This is a genomic window from Pseudomonas sp. LBUM1662 (genome assembly GCF_059695915.1).
The window spans coordinates 4,949,824-4,968,476 of sequence record NZ_CP166793.1 but is presented as its reverse complement, the minus strand read 5'-3'; the positions used below and the strand labels follow the sequence as shown (position 1 = coordinate 4,968,476).

Here is an 18,653-nt window from a genome sequence, read left to right as displayed (position 1 = left end):
CACGAATACGGCCAGGATCGCCGGGATGTAGTTTCGTCTTCCGTCATTGCCCACAACCACAACAAAGGCAACAGGAGCATTTTTCATGAGTTCATCGAACGCCGGGCAAAGCGCCGGGCAACTGGAAACCCGCGGCATCGAACCGGTGCCGGAAGCGGAGTGCAACGGTCATCCGCTGCAACTGTTCTGGGTCTGGTTCGCGGCCAACATTTCCATCCTCGGGCTGCCGCTGGGCGCCACGCTGGTCGCGTTTCGCGGCTTGGCGATCTGGCAGGCGATCATCGTCGCGATTCTCGGCGCTGCGGGTTCTTTCGCGGTGGTCGGGATCATCTCCATCGCCGGTCGCCGTGGTCGCGCACCGAGCCTGACCCTGTCGCGCGCCATCTTCGGCGTACGCGGCAACATCGGCCCGACGCTGGTCTCGCTGATGTCGCGGCTCGGTTGGGAAACCGTCAACACCACCACCGCCGCGTTCGTGTTGCTGTCGCTGTGTTCGATCCTGTTCGGCTCGCCGGTTGAAGCGAAAAGCGCACCGGTACTGACCCTGATTTTTATCGCGATTTTCGTGCTGCTGACTTTGTCGGTGTCCGGCCTTGGTCACGCGACTTTGCTGGTGATCCAGAAGTGGGCGACGTACGTGTTCGGCGCGCTGAACATTCTGGTCGGCGGTTTCCTTTGCGCCACCATCGACTGGAGCGCGGTGTTCAATGCCACGCCTGCGCCATTGAGCGCGATGATTATCGGCGTCGGCACCATGGCTGCCGGCACCGGGATCGGCTGGGCCAATGCCGGCGCCGACATGTCGCGTTATCAGCACCGCAGCGTCAAAGCCGTGCGCCTGGTCGCGTCGGCCGCGTTCGGTGCGGGGATTCCGCTGGTGTTGCTGATTACCCTCGGCGGCCTGCTGTCGGTGGGCAACAACGACCTGGCCTCGGCCACTGACCCGATCATCGCGATCCGCGACATGCTGCCGACCTGGATGGCCGTGCCGTACCTGATCACCGCGTTCGGCGGGTTGCTGCTGTCGAACAACCTGTCGGTGTATTCCGCCGGTCTGACCACGCTGACCCTCGGTCTCAAGGTCAAGCGCGTCTACGCTGTGGTGGTCGACATCGTTGCGATCTTCGCCGGTTCGATTTACTTCATGCTGATCGCCGACAGTTTCTATGGCCCGTTCATTACCTTCATTTCGCTGCTGGCAGTGCCGATCACGGCGTGGGTCGGGATCTTCGTCGTTGACCTGATCCATCGTCATTACTACAGCCCCAAAGACCTGCTGGACGTCAGCCCGAGCAGCGCCTACTGGTACAACGGCGGTATCGAGTGGCGCGCGTTTGGTGCGTGGGCGCTGGCGATCGTGCTGGGCTTCAGCTTCACCACCATTGGCACCACCGAACAAAACGTCTGGTTTCGCGGTTTCCTGTCCGACTCATGGCTGGGCCATAACGGCCTCGGCTGGATCGTGACGTTCCTGGTGGCGGGCGGGATCTATTTTGTACTCGGTGGGGCCAGGGATCGTCGTGCCGCAATGACTGAGAACGCTCATGCCTAATTTGCTGCACACCGGCCAGGTCACCATCGACCTGGTCATGGCCGTGGACAAACTGCCTCAACCGGGCGGCGACGTGTTGGCGCAATCCGCCAGTTTTGAAGCTGGCGGAGGGTTTAACGTGATGGCCGCCGCTGCGCGTAACGGCTTGCCGGTGGTCTACCTCGGCCGTCATGGCACCGGTCGCTTCGGCGACCTGGCCCGTGAGGCGATGAAGGCTGAAGGCATCCGGATCGGCATCGCGCATCAGGCCGAACGGGATACGGGGTTGTGTGTTGCGGTGACCGACGCGTCGGCCGAGCGCAGCTTCATTTCCTACATCGGCGCCGAGGGCGAATTGACCGCCGAGGACCTGGCGGACGTGCAGGTCGAGGCGGGCGACTACGTTTATGTCAGCGGCTACAGCCTGCTGCATGTCGGCAAGGCCCTGGCGCTGGTGGACTGGGTGCTGGGGTTGCCGCACGCGGTCAACGTGGTGTTCGACCCGGGCCCGTTGGTGGATTCGCCGGATGCACCGTTGATGCAGATGTTGTTGCCGCGCATTGATGTGTGGACCAGCAACAGCGTCGAGGCACTACGGTTTACCGGGGCGTCGGACATTGACGAGGCGCTGGACAGGCTGACCGATCATCTGCCGGCCGAGGTGTTGATGGTGGTCCGCGATGGGCCGCAAGGGTGCTGGATCAGTCAGTACGGCGAACGTCAGCATGTGCCCGGTTTCAAGGTTGAGGCAGTCGATAGCAATGGTGCTGGCGATGCCCATGCCGGAGTGTTTCTGGCCGGGTTGGCGCAGGGGTTGTCAGCGGGTGAGGCGGCGCGGCGGGCGAATGCGGCTGCGGCGTTGGCGGTCACTCGGTGGGGGCCGGCGACTTCGCCTGGGACTGCTGAGGTGGATGAGTTGATCAGGAAGACATTCAGCGTCTGAGCTGCCGTCTTCGCGAGCAAGCCTCGGTCCTACAGGGGATTTGTGTTGTTCGCAAATCCCCTGTAGGAGCGGGGCTTGCCCGCGAAGGGGCCAGAAAAATCACTGGAGATTCTGAAGGGATTTCTCTTGCTGCTTGTAGAGTCGGTCAAGCGGTCGCAGCCGCGCACGACTGCGACCTGATTCATCGTGTTAAACGTCCAGCTTTCGCGCCGCCTCAACCCCAGCCGCGCTGAGTTTGATCGGCAGTTGCAGCGAGTGCTCGCCGGCGTCATTACAGGTCACATGCCCGTGCTGGATCAGCCCGCGATCCTGCAGCGTGGCGAGGGCGCTGGCCACGACTTTCTCCCCCCGGTAATTGTCCAGGACCTCCTTGCCCAAGCCACCTGGGTGGGCGTGCAGCAGACGGGTCAGGACTTCTTTCTCAAGGTTTTTATCGACGTTCATGGTTACCTCTTCATGGATGTGGATAGGTGTAACTCGCATGGGCGAACTATTGGCTGGCACCGCCTTCGGAGCCCGAGCCACCCGTGGTGGTTTTCGAGCCGATGCCGGCGCCTGCGTTATCGGGTGTCTGGGTGTCCGGCTGGTTCATTCCCCCTTGACGGCCCGCATCGTTGCCTTGAATCCGTGGGTCGGTGCCCGTGGACGCAGGCACGCTGTCGACGCCCGAGCCATTGGTGTTCATGCCGGGCGAGCCTTGGGTGGTCGGGGATTTTGGACCTTCAACCGGGTTGGTCGGGCCGGTCCCGGTGGCGGTGGTCGCCGCGAACGCGGCAGAGGACAACAGCGTGGCAAGAGCGAAGGCAGTCAAGCGGGACGTGATCATGGTGTCGTCTCCATTCAATTAGAGTCCTTACCTGATGTTGGTCCGCCTCCGATTTGGATTGGTGCCTGATGAACGACGAACGGTTCAAGCTTGCTGAAGCGATCTGGCGCTGACGACCCGGCGCCAGATCAGGCGGCCTACGGTGATCAGCCAGTTCAACAGCGCTACGGCGAGAACTGTGAGCAGAAGTGTCGTCATTCCGTGTTCGACGATGATCTTCCCGGCCAGCAACGGAAAGCCGAACACGCCGATGAAGTACGACAGGCTGAACAGCAACAACGATTGCGACGTGGTGCCGTGCGGCGCTTCGTTCGCCGCCAGGCCATTGATCACCGAGTACGTCAGCCCGTAACCGATCCCGAGCATCATCGCCGCCAGCACATAGCTGAACCCACTGTCGACCACGAAACCGAACAGCACAATCGAGCCCATCATCAGCCCCGACAGCAGGCAGGATGCGCGCAACGGATCGCGCTTGACCACGAAACCGGCAATCAACATTCGGCTGCTGATCGCTGCGCCCATGAAACCGAAAAAGAACAGCGAGTAATCCAGCGAGCGAGACGCTGCGTAACTGGTTTGAAAGCTCGACAGGCCACCGAACACGCACCCACCGAGGCCGACCATGATGATCGGGAACAGTGCTTTGGACGACAGCACCCGAACGGTGGCGCGCCAGGAAATACGCGCGACGGTGGTGGCAGGCGAGGGCGCTTTTTTCAGCTGAGTATCCAGCCGCCAAAACAGCAACACGCCGATCAGACTGGCCAGCGCCGACAGGTAAAACGCTGCGGTCACCGGATAGCCGAGCGCACTGGCTGCACGCCCCAACAACGGACCGCTGCCGATCCCGGTCATCATGCTGCCGGACAGCAGCGCGAAGTACTTTGCGCGTTGGGCGGGCGTCACCAGGCTCGCCACGATAATCGGTCCCAAGGTGTAGAACACGCCCCAACCCAGCCCCAGCAGCAGTCCGAAAAACAGCAACAGATTGCCGAAGCCAGGCGTCACCGCGAAGCCCAGACTGGCTGCCACCAACAGCACACCAAACAGCGCAATCGAACGCGCCGCGCCGAGCAGATCAGACAGGTGCCCGGAGACAATCACCGCCGCAAACGTACTGAGCATCGCCGCCGAAATCACACTGCCGGCATCGTGTTCGTTGCCGCCCCGTGAGCCGATCAACAGTGACAACAAAAACGTCGAGCCATAGGACAGCGACAGCAAATAACTGGCGAGGCAAAACAGGCCGAACAACCTGCTTGAGACGTGGGGCGGTGCGGTAGACATGACGCGGTTCCTTGACCCGATAAAGGTGTTCCCCCTCTATCTACCACGCACATCGACATTGTTAGGTCCGAGGTTATCGATGCCAGGGTTAGTGCGGGCCGGAGTAATGCGCTCAGGGTATGCCGATTTCTTCCTTGAACAACTCCATGAAACCCTTCAAGCGCTCATGCCTGGTGCGCGCCAGACGTTGGCCGGTCATCGTCTGGAAACCGTCCGCCAGGTGCAGCAGCTTGGTCTGGAAATGATCGAGGCAAAAGCGCTTGTCATCGTAGTCCCGCGCTCTCGCTTCCGGGTCTTGCGGGTCGTACAACGCGCTGCCCATGCGCCCGGCGATGTAAAACGTGCGCGCTACGCCAAGCATGCCGAGGGAGTCGAGGCGGTCGGCGTCCTGCATGATCTTCGCTTCGAGCGAGGTCGGTGTGATGTTGGCGGAGAAGCTGTGGGCTTCGATGGCATGGGCGACCGCTTTGATTTTTGTGCTTGGCCAATTCATGTCGGCCAGCACGGCAGACGCCTTCTCGGCGGCCAGTCGTGAAGCCTGTGAACGAAGCGGCGAATTCTTCTCCACCGCCACGCAGTCATGCAAAAGCACCGCCGCCAGCAACACGTCGAGATCGCCTCCTTCTTCAGCATGAAGCGTGCGCACGTTGTGCCACACCCGCTGCAGATGGGACAGATCGTGAGCGCCATCCTCCGAGGGTTCCAGCGCATGGGGGAGCAGCTCAGCGGCGAGCGTTTGCAGCGGCGCAAAAGCATCAGTGGTCATAAACATCCTGTTAAGTGAAAAACGTACTTGTCAGCAACGCAACCATTAGCAGCTGCCGAGCAGCGGCTACACATGCTCCATGGATCAGCTTTGAATTTCCAGTATGACGAGCGCCACGCGCCGACTTAGTATGGCGTTTTCAACTTTCGACAAAGGCCCGTCCATGACGATCGAGATCCGCCCGGCGACCCCCAGCGATGCACCGCAAATCCTCGGGTTCATCACTGAACTGGCCGACTACGAACGTGCCCGCCACGAAGTCATCGCCAGCGTCGCCGACATCGAACGCAGCCTGTTCAGCGAAGGCGCCACCGCCCACGGCCTGATCTGCCTGCGTGACGGCCTGCCGATCGGCTTCGCGGTGTTCTTCTTCAGCTATTCAACCTGGCTCGGCAGCAACTGCCTGTACCTCGAAGACCTCTACATCACCCCCCAACAGCGCGGTGGCGGCGCCGGTAAAACCTTGCTGCGCCACCTCGCCAAAATCGCCTGCGCCAATGATTGCGGACGCTTCGAGTGGAGCGTGCTGGACTGGAACAAACCGGCGATCGAATTTTACAAGTCGCTGGGTGCGCAGCCGCAGGAAGAGTGGGTGCGGTATCGGATGGATGGGAAGGTGTTGCGCGAATTTGCCGAGGGGAGTTGATCTCCGGCAAGGCTCGTTAAATATCGCAGCCTTCGACGGCTCCTGACTCGATCGGCAGGGGGCGTCGAAGGTCGCGATATTTTTTTGAGTCAATCCCAATATATGGGAATGATATTTATATATTGAGATTTATCCACGTCCGGGTTTATAGTCCAGCTCACTCACTGCCAATAAACAAAACAGGTGAAGCGATGCTGGCGCAATTGATCGCGCTCGATTGGGGGACGACCTCATTACGTGCTTACAAACTCGCTGCGGGTGGCCAGGTGCTGGAACAGCGGTCGCTGTCGTCCGGGATCATGCAGTTGCCCCGGACGCCGCGAATCATCAACGGTCAGGCATGTGCTGACGGTTTTGAACTGGCCTTCGACGAGGCGTGCGGTGACTGGCTCGACGCGCAGCCGGATTTGCCGGTGATTGCCTGTGGCATGGTCGGCAGCGCACAGGGCTGGCGCGAAGCGGCCTACTGCGACACACCGGCAAACGTCGCCAATCTCGGAACTTCCCTACAAACCATTCGTAGTCTTCGCGGTGTCGATGTGCACATCGTGCCGGGCGTGATTCAGCGTTCGCGCTTGCCGAACGTGATGCGCGGCGAAGAAACCCAGGTGCTTGGTGTCCTGCAGAATCTGCCGATCGAGCAGGGCCGTGATCTGTTGATCGGCCTGCCGGGCAGTCATTCGAAATGGGTGGAAGTGGCCGGCGGTTGCATCGTGCATTTCGACACCTTCATGACCGGCGAAATTTTCGCCGTGCTCAGCGAACACAGCATTCTGGGGCGCACCCAGCAAAAGGGCGCGTCCTTCGATGGCCAGGCGTTTGATCGCGGTGTGCAAGTGGCGCTGTCGGCGGAGGGCGAGATCGGGCCGCTGTCGACATTGTTCAGTGCCCGCAGCCTCGGGTTGACGGGCGAACTCAGCGCGACCGCGCAACCGGATTACTTGTCCGGCCTGTTGATCGGCCATGAGTTGTCAGCGTTGGCGAACGTTCAGCGGCGCCGACGCAACAGCGTTCATCTGCCGTCGATCATCCTCATTGGTAATTCCCAACTCTGCGCGCGCTACAGCCGGGCCCTCGACGCCTGCGGTTTTGCCCGCGTGACCCTGGCCGAACAAGCCACCGAACGCGGGTTGTGGCAGTTGGCGGTCGCCGCCGGACTGATCGCCGCACACCCACCCCGTTAAACCTGACTGGAGGTCTGACATGCTCAAGCAAGCACTGGCGCAAAACGGTCTGATCGCGATCCTGCGTGGCCTGCACCCGCAAGAAGCGGCCGCCATCGGTGAGGTCCTATACGCCGCCGGATTTCGCGTCATCGAAGTGCCGCTCAATTCCCCTGAGCCGTACGAAAGTATCCGCATCCTGCGCAGTACGTTGCCCGCCGATTGCCTGATCGGCGCAGGCACGGTGCTGACGCCGGAGCAGGTCGAGCAAGTGAAGGCGGCGGGCGGGCAGGTAATTGTCATGCCGCACAGCGATCCCAAAGTGTTACGCGCAGCAAAAGCGGCGGGGCTGTTTCTGTCGCCGGGCGTTGCCACGCCGACTGAGGCTTTCGCCGCACTGGCCGAAGGGGCGGATGTTCTGAAGATGTTCCCGGCCGAGCAGATGGGGCCGGCAGTCGTCAAAGCCTGGCTCGCGGTGCTGCCTGCGGGAACGATTCTGGCGCCGGTCGGTGGGATCACACCGGACAACATGCAGGTGTTTATCGACGCCGGGGTCAAAGGCTTCGGCCTCGGTTCCGGGTTGTTCAAACCGGGCATGACGCCTGAGGAAGTGGCCGTAAACGCCAAGGCGTATGTCGCTGCATGGAACGCTCTGCGTTAAGACTTTCTGGCGCCGAGCGCGCTACATCTATAAGAGCTGCACTTATAAAAAGAGAGCACAAGATGAAAATTACCAAACTCACCACCTTCATCGTTCCGCCACGCTGGTGCTTCCTCAAGGTCGAAACCGACGAGGGCGTGACCGGCTGGGGCGAGCCCGTGGTCGAAGGCCGCGCGCACACCGTGGCGGCTGCCGTTGAAGAATTGTCCGACTACCTGATCGGCAAAGACCCACGCAACATCGAAGACATCTGGACCGTGCTGTACCGCGGTGGCTTCTACCGTGGCGGCGCGATCCACATGAGCGCGCTGGCCGGTATCGATCAGGCGTTGTGGGACATCAAGGGCAAGGCTTTGGGCGTGTCGGTCAGCGACCTGCTCGGTGGCCAGGTACGCGACAAGATTCGCGTCTATTCGTGGATCGGCGGCGACCGCCCGGCGGACACCGCTCGTGCGGCGAAAGAAGCGGTCGAGCGTGGTTTCACCGCGGTGAAAATGAACGGCACCGAAGAGCTGCAATTCCTCGATTCCTTCGAGAAAGTCGACCTGGCCCTGGCCAACGTCGCCGCCGTGCGTGACGCGGTGGGCCCGAACGTCGGCATCGGTGTCGACTTCCATGGCCGGGTGCACAAACCCATGGCCAAGGTGCTGATGAAGGAACTCGACCCGTACAAACTGATGTTCATCGAAGAGCCGGTACTCAGCGAAAACTACGAAGCGCTGAAGGAACTGGCGCCGCTGACCAGCACCCCGATTGCCCTCGGCGAGCGCTTGTTCTCGCGCTGGGATTTCAAGCGTGTGCTGAGCGAAGGTTACGTCGACATCATCCAGCCGGACGCGTCCCACGCCGGCGGCATCACCGAAACCCGCAAGATCGCCAACATGGCCGAAGCCTACGACGTGGCGCTGGCGCTACATTGTCCGTTGGGCCCGATTGCCTTGGCGGCGTGCCTGCAGCTGGACGCGGTTTGCTACAACGCGTTCATCCAGGAGCAGAGCCTGGGCATTCATTACAACGAGAGCAACGACCTGCTCGATTACGTGAAAGATCCGCGGGTGTTCGACTACGACAAAGGCTTCGTGAAAATCCCGAATGGCCCGGGCCTGGGCATCGAGATCAATGAGGAATACGTGATCGAGCGTGCGGCTGTCGGCCACCGCTGGCGCAACCCGATCTGGCGCCATGCCGATGGCAGTTTTGCGGAGTGGTGAGTTCCTCCTGACTCACCTCAATCCCTGTGGGAGCGGGCTTGCTCGCGAATGCGGCCCATCATTCAACATTGATGTCGGCTGACACACCGCATTCGCGAGCAAGCCCGCTCCCACAAGGGATTCGCGCAAGTCTTAATATTGACCTCAATAAACATAAGAAGAGGCATTCCCCATGCAACCGCAAACCCTTACCGGGCAGGCGTCGTTGGTGGCGCCCAGCCGCAAGCGTTTTTTCATCATGGTGCTGCTGTTTATCACCGTGGTGATCAACTATCTGGACCGCAGCAACCTGTCCATCGCCGCCCCCGCGCTGACCAGCGAACTGGGCATCGACCCGATCCACGTCGGGCTGATTTTCTCGGCGTTCGGCTGGACCTACGCCGCCATGCAAATCCCCGGCGGCTGGCTGGTGGATCGGGTGCCGCCACGCATCCTTTACAGCGTCGCCTTGCTGCTGTGGTCGATCGCCACGGTGATGCTCGGTTTTGCCGCCAGCTTCATCGCGCTGTTCGTCTTGCGCATGGCAGTGGGTGCACTGGAAGCGCCGGCGTACCCGATCAACAGCCGTGTGGTCACCACCTGGTTCCCCGAGCGCGAACGCGCCACGGCCATCGGTTTCTACACCTCCGGGCAGTTCGTCGGCCTGGCGTTCCTGACGCCGGTACTCGCCTGGCTGCAGCATGAGTTTGGTTGGCACATGGTGTTCGTCAGCACCGGTGCGGTCGGCATTCTCTGGGCGGTCATCTGGTACGCGGTGTATCGCGAGCCTCGAGATTTCAAAGGCGCCAACGACGCCGAAATCGAGCTGATCCGCGAAGGTGGCGGGCTGGTGGATATCCAGGCCGAACAGGCCAAAGTCAAAGCCAAATTCAGCTGGACCGACCTCGGCATCGTGCTGACCAAGCGCAAATTGTGGGGCATCTACCTCGGCCAGTTCTGCCTCAACTCGACGTTGTGGTTTTTCCTGACGTGGTTCCCGACCTACCTCGTGAAATACCGCGGCATGGACTTCATCAAGTCCGGCCTGTTGGCGTCGCTGCCGTTTCTCGCCGCCTTCATCGGCGTGCTGTGTTCCGGGTTCTTCTCCGACTTCCTGATCCGTCGCGGCTACACCGTGGGCTTCGCACGCAAATTGCCGATCATTGGCGGCTTGCTGATCTCCACCTCGATCATCGGCGCCAATTTCGTTGAATCGACGCCGCTGGTGATTGCCTTCCTTGCGTTGGCGTTCTTCGGTAACGGGCTGGCGTCGATCACCTGGTCGCTGGTGTCAACGCTGGCCCCGGCGCGGTTGCTCGGATTGACCGGTGGGGTGTTCAACTTCATCGGCAACCTGTCGGCGATTACAACGCCGATCGTCATCGGTTTCCTGGCGACCGGCGATTCGTTTGCCCCGGCGATCACCTACATCTCGGTTCTGGCATTGATTGGCGCGCTTTCCTACATCTTGCTGGTGGGCAAGGTCGAGCGTATCAAGTTGTAGTGGCAGCCATCGGGCGACCATAATGCCGCCCGTTCACTCGCTCAACGGTAAAGGCTGGATATGCAGGAAGACGACCCAAAAATCGCCAAGGACGCCGCGCCGACCGGCACCCAGACACTGCTTCGTGGCCTGGGTGTGGTTCAGGCCGTGGCCAGTGGCGCCCGCGATCTCAAGGAAATCGCCCGGCTCATCGGCACGACGCGCAGCACCACCCATCGTCTGGCCAGTTGCCTGGTGGACGAACGTTACCTGCGCGTGGTGCCGCAAGTCGGTTACTTGCTGGGGCCGAAGCTGATCGAGCTGGGTTTCCAGGCGCGGGAAGAACTGCCGCTGGTGACCCTGGCCGGGCCGTATCTGGATGAGTTGTCGGCGTTGACCGGCGACACCATTCACCTGGCGATTCGTGAAGGCGACGAGGTGCTATACCTGCACAAGAATCCGGGGCGCAATGGTCCGGAAATGCGTTCGCGGGTCGGCCATCGCATGCCATTGGCGCGCACCGGGATCGGCAAGGCGCTGATGCTCGATGACACGCAGGAAGAATGGCAGCGGCTGTACGAAGTCAGCCTGCCGGCGGGTGGGAAAAATCAGTTTTGGCCGCTGCACCCGGAGCAGTCCTGGGAGCAGTTTCAGCAGCGCATGATTGAGTATGTAGCGGGTGGTTACGCCTTCGACCTGGAAGACAACGAGCCGTCGATCCGCTGTGTGGCGGCGCCGATCCGTGATGCCAGCAAGCGCATCGTCGCTGGCATCAGCATCGCCAGCACCGTGCCGTACATGCCGCTGGAAAAAATGGCCGAGCTGATTCCCCTGATCAAAGGGGTCACGGCCCGGCTCTCGGCAGAACTTGGCGCGAAGATTTAGATCTTCAGCGTCGCCATGTCGATCACGAAACGGTACTTCACGTCACCGGCAATCATGCGGGCGTAAGCCTCGTTGATCTGACGGATGTCGAGCATTTCGATGTCGCAGGTGATGTTGTGCTCGGCGCAGAAATCCAGCACTTCCTGGGTTTCGGCAATGCCGCCGATCAGCGAACCGGCCAACACACGACGGCTCATCACCAGTTTGCCGGCATGGACCGGTGGGTCGACCGGTTCGATCAGCCCGACCAGAATGTGCACGCCGTCGAAACGCAGGGTGTCGAGGTAGGGGTTGAGGTCGTGCTGCACTGGAATGGTGTCCAGCAGGAAGTCGAAATAGCCTGCAGCAGCCTTCATCTGTTCGGCATCGGTGGACACGATCACGTGGTCCGCGCCCTGACGACGTCCTTCTTCAGCCTTGCTCGCCGAGCGGGTGAACAGCGTGACTTCCGCGCCCATCGCCTTGGCGAACTTGATGCCCATGTGGCCGAGGCCGCCCATGCCCAGAACCCCGACCTTGTCGCCAGCCTTCACGCCGTAGTGCTTGAGCGGCGAGTAAGTGGTGATGCCGGCGCAAAGAATCGGCGCAGCGCTGGCCAAGGCGAGTTTTTCCGGAATTCGCACGACGAAGTGTTCGCTGACCACGATGCTGTCAGAGTAACCGCCCATGGTGTTGCTGCCATCGACCCGATCCGGGGTGGCGTAGGTCATGGTCGGACCTTCGAGGCAATATTGCTCGAGGTTGGACTGGCAGGCTTCACAGCTGCGGCAGGAATCGACCATGCAACCGACGCCGACCAGATCGCCGATTTTGTGCCGGGTAACATTCGCACCGACGGCGGTGACTTTGCCGACGATCTCGTGGCCGGGCATCAACGGGTAAACGGCAATGCCCCACTCGTTGCGGGCCTGGTGGATGTCGGAATGGCAGACGCCGCAGTAGAGAATGTCGATCGCAACGTCGTCTGCCCTTGGGCTGCGGCGTTCGAATTTCACGGGGGCGAGGGGAGTGGTGGCCGACTGGGCGGCGTATCCGATGGCGGTGTACATGGTGAACCTCGCGGAAGCAGTGACAAGTGAGGCGACGCATTTTGGGCGCCGAGCCTGCCACCGGCCATGGCGATTCCTCCGGGTGTCATGCCTATTCCTCCGGCATCAGCGTTCGTTTGATCAAATGGGCGACCAGACCTGCGATGATGCTTTCATCCCGTTTTCCGCGACTTTTTTGTGAAGAATTCTTATGTTGCTAACCCGTCATCTCGACGCCAATGCCACGCTGGTTTCCCTGATTGAGCCTTTGACCACTCGCGATGGTTTCGCCCCGACGGCGTTGCCGGGTGTGCAAGTTTTGCGCGCCAGTTGTGATGTGGCTCGAGGGCCGCAAATTTACGAGCCAAGCCTGGTGATCATCGCCCAGGGCAGCAAACTGGCGTATCTGGGGCCGCGTACGCTGGAGTACGGCGCCGGGCATTATCTGATTCAGGCATTGCCGGTGCCGTTTGAGTGCGAAACGTTTTCGGCACCGAACGGGCCGATGCTGGGTGTTTCCATCGCCATTGATCGGGTGTTGCTCGGCGAATTGGTGTTGGCCATGGGGCTGGTGCCGGGGCGCACGGTGCCTGCGCAAACACTGGAGTCCATGACGTCGGCTGTGCTCGAGGATGCAATGCGCGGTTGCGTGGAACGGCTGTTGCGTTGCCTGCACGATCCGCTGGAATGCCAGATCATGGGGCAGGCGCGTTTGCGCGAATTGTTGTTCGTCGCGTTGCGCGGTCCGCAAGCCGATGTGTTGCGTGCGCTGGTGGAACAGCAGGGGCAGTTCGCGCGGATTGCGGCTTCGCTCAACCATCTGCACGGGCATTTCACCGAACCGTTGAATGTGGAAACCCTGGCCAGTTGCGCGAACATGAGTGCGTCGACCTTTCATGAGCATTTCAAGCGCAGCACGTTGTTGTCGCCGGTGCAGTATTTGAAGCGCTTGCGCTTGCTCAAGGCGCAGCAGTTGTTGCTCGCCGAGGGGTTGGGTGTGGCGCAGGCGGCGCATCGGGTCGGGTATCAGAGCACGTCGCAGTTCAGTCGCGAATATAAGCGCTACTTCGAACGCAGTCCCGGGGATGACCGCGCTGCCTGATCCACCGACAATCCCCTGTGGGAGCGGGCTTGCTCGCGAAAGCGGTGTGTCAGTCGACTCAGGTGGTGACGGATACACCGCATTCGCGAGCAAGCCCGCTCCCACAGGGGGCCTTCGGTGTTTTATAAATTGCGGGCAATAAAAAGGCCCCCATTCCGGGAGCCTTGATGTTCAGGCGTGCGGCTTACATGTTCGGGTAAGTCGGGCCGCCAGCACCTTCCGGCGCCACCCAGGTGATGTTCTGTGCAGGGTCCTTGATGTCGCAGGTCTTGCAGTGAACGCAGTTCTGGGCGTTGATCTGGAAGCGCTTCTCGCCGTCTTCCTTGGTCACCACTTCGTACACGCCGGCCGGGCAGTAACGTTGGGCAGGCTCATCGTACAACGGCAGGTTCTTGGCGATCGGAATGCTCGGATCGGTCAGCTTCAGGTGGCACGGCTGTTCTTCTTCGTGGTTGGTACCGGAGATGAACACCGAGCTGAGTTTGTCGAAGCTGATCTTGCCGTCCGGTTTCGGGTAGTCGATCTTCTTGCAGTCGGCCGCGAGCTTGAGGCACGCGTAGTCCGGCTTGTTGTCGTGCAAGGTGAACGGCAGTTTGCCGCCGAAGATGTTCTGGTCGAGCCAGTTGAAACCACCGCCGACAATGGCGCCGAACTTGTGGATCGCCGGGCCGAAGTTGCGGCTGGCGAACAGTTCGTCGTAGAGCCAGCTCTTCTTGAAGGCGTCGACGTAAGTGGTCAGCTCTTCAGTGCCGTCCTTTTCAGCGAACAGCGCCTCGGCCACGGATTCAGCGGCGAGCATGCCGGACTTCATCGCGGTGTGGCTGCCTTTGATCTTGGCGAAGTTCAGGGTGCCGAGGTCGCAACCGATCAGCGCGCCGCCCTTGAAGACCATTTTAGGCAGCGAGTTCAGGCCGCCTTTGCAGATGGCGCGGGCGCCGTAGCTGATGCGCTTGCCGCCTTCCAGGTACTGCTTGAGTACCGGGTGATGCTTGAGGCGCTGGAACTCGTCGAACGGCGACAGGTAGGTGTTGCTGTAGGAAAGATCGACGATCAGACCGACGACCACCTGGTTGTTTTCCAGGTGATAGAGGAACGAGCCGCCGGTGTTTTCGGTGCCCATGATGTCCATCGGCCAACCGGCGGTGTGGACCACCAGGCCTGGCTGATGCTTGGCTGGATCGACTTCCCAGATTTCTTTCAGGCCGATGCCGTAGTGCTGGGCGTCGGCTTCGCTGTCGAGGTTGAAGCGCTTGATCAGCTGCTTGCCGATGTGGCCACGGCAACCTTCGGCGAACAAAGTGTACTTGCCGCGCAGTTCCATGCCCGGGGTGTACAGGCCTTCTTTCGGGTGACCTTCACGGTCAACGCCCAGGTCGCCGGTGATGATCCCGCGAACCACACCGTTCTCGTCGAACAGCGCTTCCTGAGCGGCGAAGCCCGGGTAGATTTCTACGCCCAGGTTCTCGGCCTGCTGGGCCAGCCAGCGGCACAGGTTGCCCAGGGAGATGATGTAGTTGCCATCGTTGTGCATGGTCTTGGGCACAAAGAAGTCAGGAATTTTTTGCGCGCTGTCGGCGTTTTTCAGGACGAAGATGTCGTCGCGGGTCACTGGCGTGTTCAGCGGCGCGCCGAGTTCTTTCCAGTCCGGGAACAATTCGTTCAGGGCGCGGGGTTCGAAGATCGCGCCGGACAGGATGTGTGCACCGACCTCGGAGCCTTTTTCGACCACGCAGACGCTGATTTCCTTGCCGGCTTCAGCAGCCTTCTGCTTCAAGCGGCAGGCGGCGGAAAGACCCGCGGGGCCGGCACCGACGATGACCACGTCGAATTCCATGTATTCGCGTTCCACAGGCTATCTCCTACTCAAGGCTCAACAGTTTTTTTTCTAATTGGAGGTTTGGTGTCGCATCCATGAATTCCTTCGCAACGCGCGGAACAGGACAATCGATTGACCACCTTTCTCTCTGGGTGGCGCATTATATCTACACCACTCCTAGCGTCCAATACAAACGTTTGTTTGAATTGGCTCAAAGCCAGAGAAATCAAAGTCACGCGGCTTATGAACGGCTATTTTGCCGTATTGACCGGAATAGGCGTTCCGGTCAAGATACGGTCGGTTTTGCGCTCGCCGTAGGCTGACTGTTGGTATCAAGAGCACCTCTAAAGACAGGGCGATGGCAGTACAAGGTGATTGGCTGCGCAGGTTAGGCGCGCAGTTTACACGCCGCGATAATGAATGACTCGTCGGTCACCACTGACGAACGGTCATCCACCTCGTGAGCAAAGTTCACCCGATACACCTGCCAGCGTTTTTAGAGGTGCCCTTGCGCCGATGAGCATCAAACCGCCAGGTTCGCCTAGGCGACTTTCTTTTCACCGGAGAGTAACGAGGAATCCATGAAGGTTCTTGTAGCTGTCAAACGCGTTGTGGATTACAACGTCAAGGTTCGCGTCAAGGCGGACAATTCCGGCGTAGACCTCGCCAACGTCAAGATGTCGATGAACCCGTTCTGCGAAATCGCAGTGGAAGAAGCCGTACGCCTGAAAGAGAAAGGCGTTGCGACTGAAATCGTCGTCGTCTCCATCGGCCCGTCCACCGCTCAAGAGCAACTGCGCACCGCGCTGGCTCTGGGTGCTGACCGCGCCATCCTCGTCGAATCCGCCGAAGACCTGACTTCTCTGGCCGTTGCCAAGCTGCTCAAGGCTGTTGTCGACAAGGAACAGCCTCAGCTGGTGATCCTTGGCAAACAAGCCATCGACAGCGACAACAACCAGACTGGCCAGATGCTCGCTGCATTGAGCGGCTACGGTCAGGGCACCTTCGCTTCGAAAGTCGAAGTGTCCGGCGACACCGTTGCCGTGACCCGCGAAATCGACGGCGGCGCGCAGACAGTTTCCCTGAAACTGCCGGCCATCGTCACCACCGACCTGCGTTTGAACGAGCCGCGCTACGCGTCCCTGCCAAACATCATGAAAGCCAAGAAGAAGCCTCTCGAAGTGCTGACTCCGGATGCTTTGGGCGTTTCCACCGCCTCCACCAACAAGACCGTGAAAGTCGAAGCGCCTGCTGCACGCAGCGCGGGTATCAAGGTCAAGTCGGTGGCTGAACTGGTCGAGAAACTGAAAAACGAAGCGAAGGTAATCTAAATGACTATCTTGGTTATTGCTGAACACGACAACAAAGTAGTGGCCCCGGCCACGCTGAACACTGTGGCTGCTGCCGCCAAAATCGGCGGTGACATCCATGTTCTGGTTGCCGGCCAGGGCGTTGGCGCCGTGGCTGAAGCTGCAGCGAAAATTGCTGGCGTGGCTAAAGTGCTGGTGGCCGACAACGCCGCCTACGCTCACCAGCTGCCGGAAAACGTCGCTCCTCTGGTTGCCGAGCTTGGCAAGGGCTACAGCCACATCCTGGCTGCCGCCACTTCCAACGGCAAAAACATCCTGCCGCGCGTTGCCGCGTCGCTGGACGTTGACCAGATCTCCGAGATCATCTCGGTCGAAAGCGCTGACACCTTCAAGCGCCCGATCTACGCCGGTAACGCGATCGCTACCGTTCAATCGAACGCTGCCGTCAAAGTGATCACCGTGCGTGCCACCGGTTTCGACCCGGTTGCCGCTGAAGGTGGTTCTGCTGCTGTTGAAGCAGTGGCTGCTGCTCACGACGCTGGCACTTCGAGCTTCGTTGGCGAAGAACTGGCCAAGTCCGATCGTCCAGAACTGACCGCTGCCAAGATCGTCGTTTCCGGCGGCCGCGGCATGCAGAACGGCGACAACTTCAAACACCTGTACGCCCTGGCCGACAAGCTGGGCGCTGCCGTCGGTGCTTCCCGCGCTGCGGTCGACGCAGGTTTTGTACCCAACGACATGCAGGTCGGTCAGACCGGCAAGATCGTTGCTCCACAGCTGTACATCGCCGTCGGTATTTCCGGCGCGATCCAGCACCTGGCCGGCATGAAAGACTCCAAAGTGATCGTTGCGATCAACAAGGACGAAGAAGCGCCGATCTTCCAGGTGGCCGATTACGGCCTGGTGGCGGACTTGTTCGAAGCCATCCCCGAGTTCGAGAAGCTGGTCTAATCCAGTCGCTTGACTTATAAAGAGCCCGGCCTTTTGGTCGGGCTTTTTTTTTGTTCCTCCGTAGGAGCCCTGTAGGAGCTGTCGAGTGAAACGAGGCTGCGATCTTTTGATCTTGATCTTTTTAAAAGCAAGATCAAAAGATCGCAGCCTCGTTTCACTCGACAGCTCCTACACAGCTCGTACAGTCGATTTAACCGGGTTTGAGTGGAGAGTGTTGCCATGGATTTGCGCCGCCTATATGGCTGGTCACTATTGCTGGGGCTGACGGCGTTACCTGCGCTGGCCGTGGCCGCAGGCAAGTGCGAGCGCCTGGTGGTGACCGGCAGCCCAGACGCGCCACCGTATCTGTGGCAAGACCCGCAAAATCCCAAGCATTTGATCGGCGCCAGTGCTGATCTGTTGCAACACGTGGCGGGAGAGTTGGGCATCAAGGTCGAGCTGCTTTACGCCGGTAAACGTGCGCAGGCTCTGGACGAAGTGCGCAGCGGGCGCATGGACATGCTGGCCGACGCACCGTTGACGGTCAGTGAGCTGGACACTCTGGATTACATCCATCCGCCGCTGCTGGAAAACGACTACTTGGTCTGGACTCGAAAAGACTCGGCACTGGTCTATAACGAAGCGCAAGACCTTCACGGTCATCCCGGTGCTGTGTCGGAAAAGTCTCGAATGACCCAGGCATTCGGCACTTTCGCCGAGCAGCAATTGACACTCGTGCGTACTCCGAACCTGACCCAGGCCTTTCAGAAATTGCTGTTGGGCGAGGTGGAATTTGTCCTCGCTGGACGCTACTCGGGTATGGCCGCCGCGCAAACCCTGAGCATGGCCAACGACCTGATCGCTCGCCCGCAACCGGTCGACAAACCCGGCCTGTTCCTCGCGGTTTCCCATAACTCCGCCTGCAACGATCCGTGGTTGCGCGGACAGCTGGCCAAAAAGATGACAGAATTGCCCGCGTCCGGACTGACGGAGATCGCGCTACAACGCAATATCGAGCGTTGGAAAGCGCAGCAGCAACAACCGCAGCAACAGCCTGTCAGTGCCCCAAAACAGTAGGGATTT

The 18,653-nt window shown here is 60.3% G+C and carries 18 protein-coding genes; 12 read left to right on the top strand and 6 right to left on the bottom strand.

Annotated features, from left to right (window positions below):
- Positions 1-85 precede the first annotated feature (85 nt).
- Both ACA049_RS22410 and ACA049_RS22405 read left to right on the top strand, forming a co-directional pair.
- Positions 86-1,552: a purine-cytosine permease family protein gene (locus tag ACA049_RS22410; protein WP_497329925.1), complete on the top strand. Its 1,467-nt coding sequence runs from the start codon at positions 86-88 to the stop codon at positions 1,550-1,552.
- Positions 1,545-2,474: a PfkB family carbohydrate kinase gene (locus ACA049_RS22405; protein ID WP_497329923.1), complete on the top strand. Its 930-nt coding sequence runs from the start codon at positions 1,545-1,547 to the stop codon at positions 2,472-2,474. The genes ACA049_RS22410 and ACA049_RS22405 overlap by 8 nt, the downstream gene beginning before the upstream one ends.
- A gap of 189 nt (positions 2,475-2,663) precedes the next feature.
- Here the strand turns inward: ACA049_RS22405 and ACA049_RS22400 are convergent, their stop codons facing one another.
- From ACA049_RS22400 to ACA049_RS22385, 4 genes are all read right to left on the bottom strand, one after another.
- A complete protein-coding gene (locus tag ACA049_RS22400) occupies positions 2,664-2,918 on the bottom strand; it encodes a hypothetical protein (protein WP_109633813.1) in 255 nt (84 codons plus the stop codon).
- A gap of 46 nt (positions 2,919-2,964) precedes the next feature.
- On the bottom strand, positions 2,965-3,300 hold the full coding sequence (locus ACA049_RS22395; protein ID WP_497329921.1) for a hypothetical protein: 336 nt from the start codon (positions 3,298-3,300) through the stop codon (positions 2,965-2,967).
- Positions 3,301-3,384: 84 nt separating this feature from the next.
- Positions 3,385-4,590, bottom strand: coding sequence for an MFS transporter (locus ACA049_RS22390; protein WP_497329919.1), 1,206 nt, complete (start codon positions 4,588-4,590; stop codon positions 3,385-3,387).
- 112 nt (positions 4,591-4,702) lie between these two features.
- On the bottom strand, positions 4,703-5,356 hold the full coding sequence (locus ACA049_RS22385; RefSeq protein WP_497329917.1) for an HD domain-containing protein: 654 nt from the start codon (positions 5,354-5,356) through the stop codon (positions 4,703-4,705).
- Positions 5,357-5,519: 163 nt separating this feature from the next.
- On the opposite strand from ACA049_RS22385, the gene ACA049_RS22380 reads away from it, so the two are divergent.
- From ACA049_RS22380 to ACA049_RS22355, 6 genes are all read left to right on the top strand, one after another.
- The gene (locus ACA049_RS22380) at positions 5,520-6,002 is read left to right on the top strand and encodes a GNAT family N-acetyltransferase (protein ID WP_010461803.1); all 483 of its coding nucleotides are present in this window, start codon (positions 5,520-5,522) and stop codon (positions 6,000-6,002) included.
- A 191-nt stretch (positions 6,003-6,193) separates the two neighbouring features.
- Positions 6,194-7,186 carry a 2-dehydro-3-deoxygalactonokinase gene (locus ACA049_RS22375; RefSeq protein WP_497329915.1) on the top strand — a complete coding sequence of 331 codons (993 nt, stop codon included), beginning with the start codon at positions 6,194-6,196 and terminating at the stop codon, positions 7,184-7,186.
- A gap of 19 nt (positions 7,187-7,205) precedes the next feature.
- On the top strand, positions 7,206-7,826 hold the full coding sequence (locus ACA049_RS22370) for a 2-dehydro-3-deoxy-6-phosphogalactonate aldolase (protein WP_497329913.1): 621 nt from the start codon (positions 7,206-7,208) through the stop codon (positions 7,824-7,826).
- A 62-nt stretch (positions 7,827-7,888) separates the two neighbouring features.
- On the top strand, positions 7,889-9,037 hold the full coding sequence (gene dgoD / locus ACA049_RS22365) for a galactonate dehydratase (RefSeq protein WP_008152275.1): 1,149 nt from the start codon (positions 7,889-7,891) through the stop codon (positions 9,035-9,037).
- A 172-nt stretch (positions 9,038-9,209) separates the two neighbouring features.
- Positions 9,210-10,520 carry an MFS transporter gene (locus ACA049_RS22360; RefSeq protein WP_010461785.1) on the top strand — a complete coding sequence of 437 codons (1,311 nt, stop codon included), beginning with the start codon at positions 9,210-9,212 and terminating at the stop codon, positions 10,518-10,520.
- Positions 10,521-10,580: 60 nt separating this feature from the next.
- Positions 10,581-11,384 (top strand): IclR family transcriptional regulator, encoded by an 804-nt coding sequence (locus ACA049_RS22355; protein ID WP_497329911.1) that lies wholly within the window; start codon positions 10,581-10,583, stop codon positions 11,382-11,384.
- Here ACA049_RS22355 and ACA049_RS22350 read toward each other — a convergent pair.
- A complete protein-coding gene (locus tag ACA049_RS22350; protein ID WP_497329909.1) occupies positions 11,381-12,433 on the bottom strand; it encodes an NAD(P)-dependent alcohol dehydrogenase in 1,053 nt (350 codons plus the stop codon). The two genes, ACA049_RS22355 and ACA049_RS22350, sit on opposite strands and share 4 nt — an antisense overlap.
- A 190-nt stretch (positions 12,434-12,623) precedes the next feature.
- Between ACA049_RS22350 and ACA049_RS22345 the strand changes: the two genes are divergently transcribed.
- Positions 12,624-13,514, top strand: coding sequence for an AraC family transcriptional regulator (locus ACA049_RS22345; RefSeq protein ID WP_497329907.1), 891 nt, complete (start codon positions 12,624-12,626; stop codon positions 13,512-13,514).
- Between the two features lie 184 nt (positions 13,515-13,698).
- On the opposite strand, the gene ACA049_RS22340 is transcribed toward ACA049_RS22345, so the two are convergent.
- Positions 13,699-15,363, bottom strand: a complete 1,665-nt coding sequence (locus tag ACA049_RS22340; RefSeq protein WP_497329905.1) for an electron transfer flavoprotein-ubiquinone oxidoreductase — start codon at positions 15,361-15,363, stop codon at positions 13,699-13,701.
- 548 nt (positions 15,364-15,911) lie between these two features.
- On the opposite strand from ACA049_RS22340, the gene ACA049_RS22335 reads away from it, so the two are divergent.
- The 3 genes from ACA049_RS22335 to ACA049_RS22325 all read left to right on the top strand — a co-directional run bounded on the left by ACA049_RS22335 (position 15,912) and on the right by ACA049_RS22325 (position 18,647).
- The gene (locus ACA049_RS22335) at positions 15,912-16,661 is read left to right on the top strand and encodes an electron transfer flavoprotein subunit beta/FixA family protein (RefSeq protein WP_105343061.1); all 750 of its coding nucleotides are present in this window, start codon (positions 15,912-15,914) and stop codon (positions 16,659-16,661) included.
- On the top strand, positions 16,662-17,591 hold the full coding sequence (locus ACA049_RS22330; protein ID WP_497329903.1) for an electron transfer flavoprotein subunit alpha/FixB family protein: 930 nt from the start codon (positions 16,662-16,664) through the stop codon (positions 17,589-17,591).
- 219 nt (positions 17,592-17,810) lie between these two features.
- Positions 17,811-18,647, top strand: a complete 837-nt coding sequence (locus ACA049_RS22325; RefSeq protein WP_497329901.1) for a substrate-binding periplasmic protein — start codon at positions 17,811-17,813, stop codon at positions 18,645-18,647.
- The last annotated feature ends 6 nt before the right edge of the window (positions 18,648-18,653 follow it).

Bases quoted from the DNA above. Each gene is read 5' to 3' on its own strand.
- ACA049_RS22325 (WP_497329901.1), top strand. From the start codon at position 17,811: ATGGATTTGCGCCGCCTATATGGCTGGTCACTATTGCTGGGGCTGACG.
- ACA049_RS22410 (WP_497329925.1), top strand. From the start codon at position 86: ATGAGTTCATCGAACGCCGGGCAAAGCGCCGGGCAACTGGAAACCCGC.
- ACA049_RS22345 (WP_497329907.1), top strand. From the start codon at position 12,624: ATGTTGCTAACCCGTCATCTCGACGCCAATGCCACGCTGGTTTCCCTG.
- ACA049_RS22385 (WP_497329917.1), bottom strand. From the start codon at position 5,356: ATGACCACTGATGCTTTTGCGCCGCTGCAAACGCTCGCCGCTGAGCTG.
- ACA049_RS22360 (WP_010461785.1), top strand. From the start codon at position 9,210: ATGCAACCGCAAACCCTTACCGGGCAGGCGTCGTTGGTGGCGCCCAGC.
- ACA049_RS22330 (WP_497329903.1), top strand. From the start codon at position 16,662: ATGACTATCTTGGTTATTGCTGAACACGACAACAAAGTAGTGGCCCCG.
- ACA049_RS22395 (WP_497329921.1), bottom strand. From the start codon at position 3,300: ATGATCACGTCCCGCTTGACTGCCTTCGCTCTTGCCACGCTGTTGTCC.
- ACA049_RS22400 (WP_109633813.1), bottom strand. From the start codon at position 2,918: ATGAACGTCGATAAAAACCTTGAGAAAGAAGTCCTGACCCGTCTGCTG.
- ACA049_RS22405 (WP_497329923.1), top strand. From the start codon at position 1,545: ATGCCTAATTTGCTGCACACCGGCCAGGTCACCATCGACCTGGTCATG.
- ACA049_RS22380 (WP_010461803.1), top strand. From the start codon at position 5,520: ATGACGATCGAGATCCGCCCGGCGACCCCCAGCGATGCACCGCAAATC.
- ACA049_RS22390 (WP_497329919.1), bottom strand. From the start codon at position 4,590: ATGTCTACCGCACCGCCCCACGTCTCAAGCAGGTTGTTCGGCCTGTTT.
- ACA049_RS22355 (WP_497329911.1), top strand. From the start codon at position 10,581: ATGCAGGAAGACGACCCAAAAATCGCCAAGGACGCCGCGCCGACCGGC.
- ACA049_RS22335 (WP_105343061.1), top strand. From the start codon at position 15,912: ATGAAGGTTCTTGTAGCTGTCAAACGCGTTGTGGATTACAACGTCAAG.
- dgoD (WP_008152275.1), top strand. From the start codon at position 7,889: ATGAAAATTACCAAACTCACCACCTTCATCGTTCCGCCACGCTGGTGC.
- ACA049_RS22350 (WP_497329909.1), bottom strand. From the start codon at position 12,433: ATGTACACCGCCATCGGATACGCCGCCCAGTCGGCCACCACTCCCCTC.
- ACA049_RS22375 (WP_497329915.1), top strand. From the start codon at position 6,194: ATGCTGGCGCAATTGATCGCGCTCGATTGGGGGACGACCTCATTACGT.
- ACA049_RS22370 (WP_497329913.1), top strand. From the start codon at position 7,206: ATGCTCAAGCAAGCACTGGCGCAAAACGGTCTGATCGCGATCCTGCGT.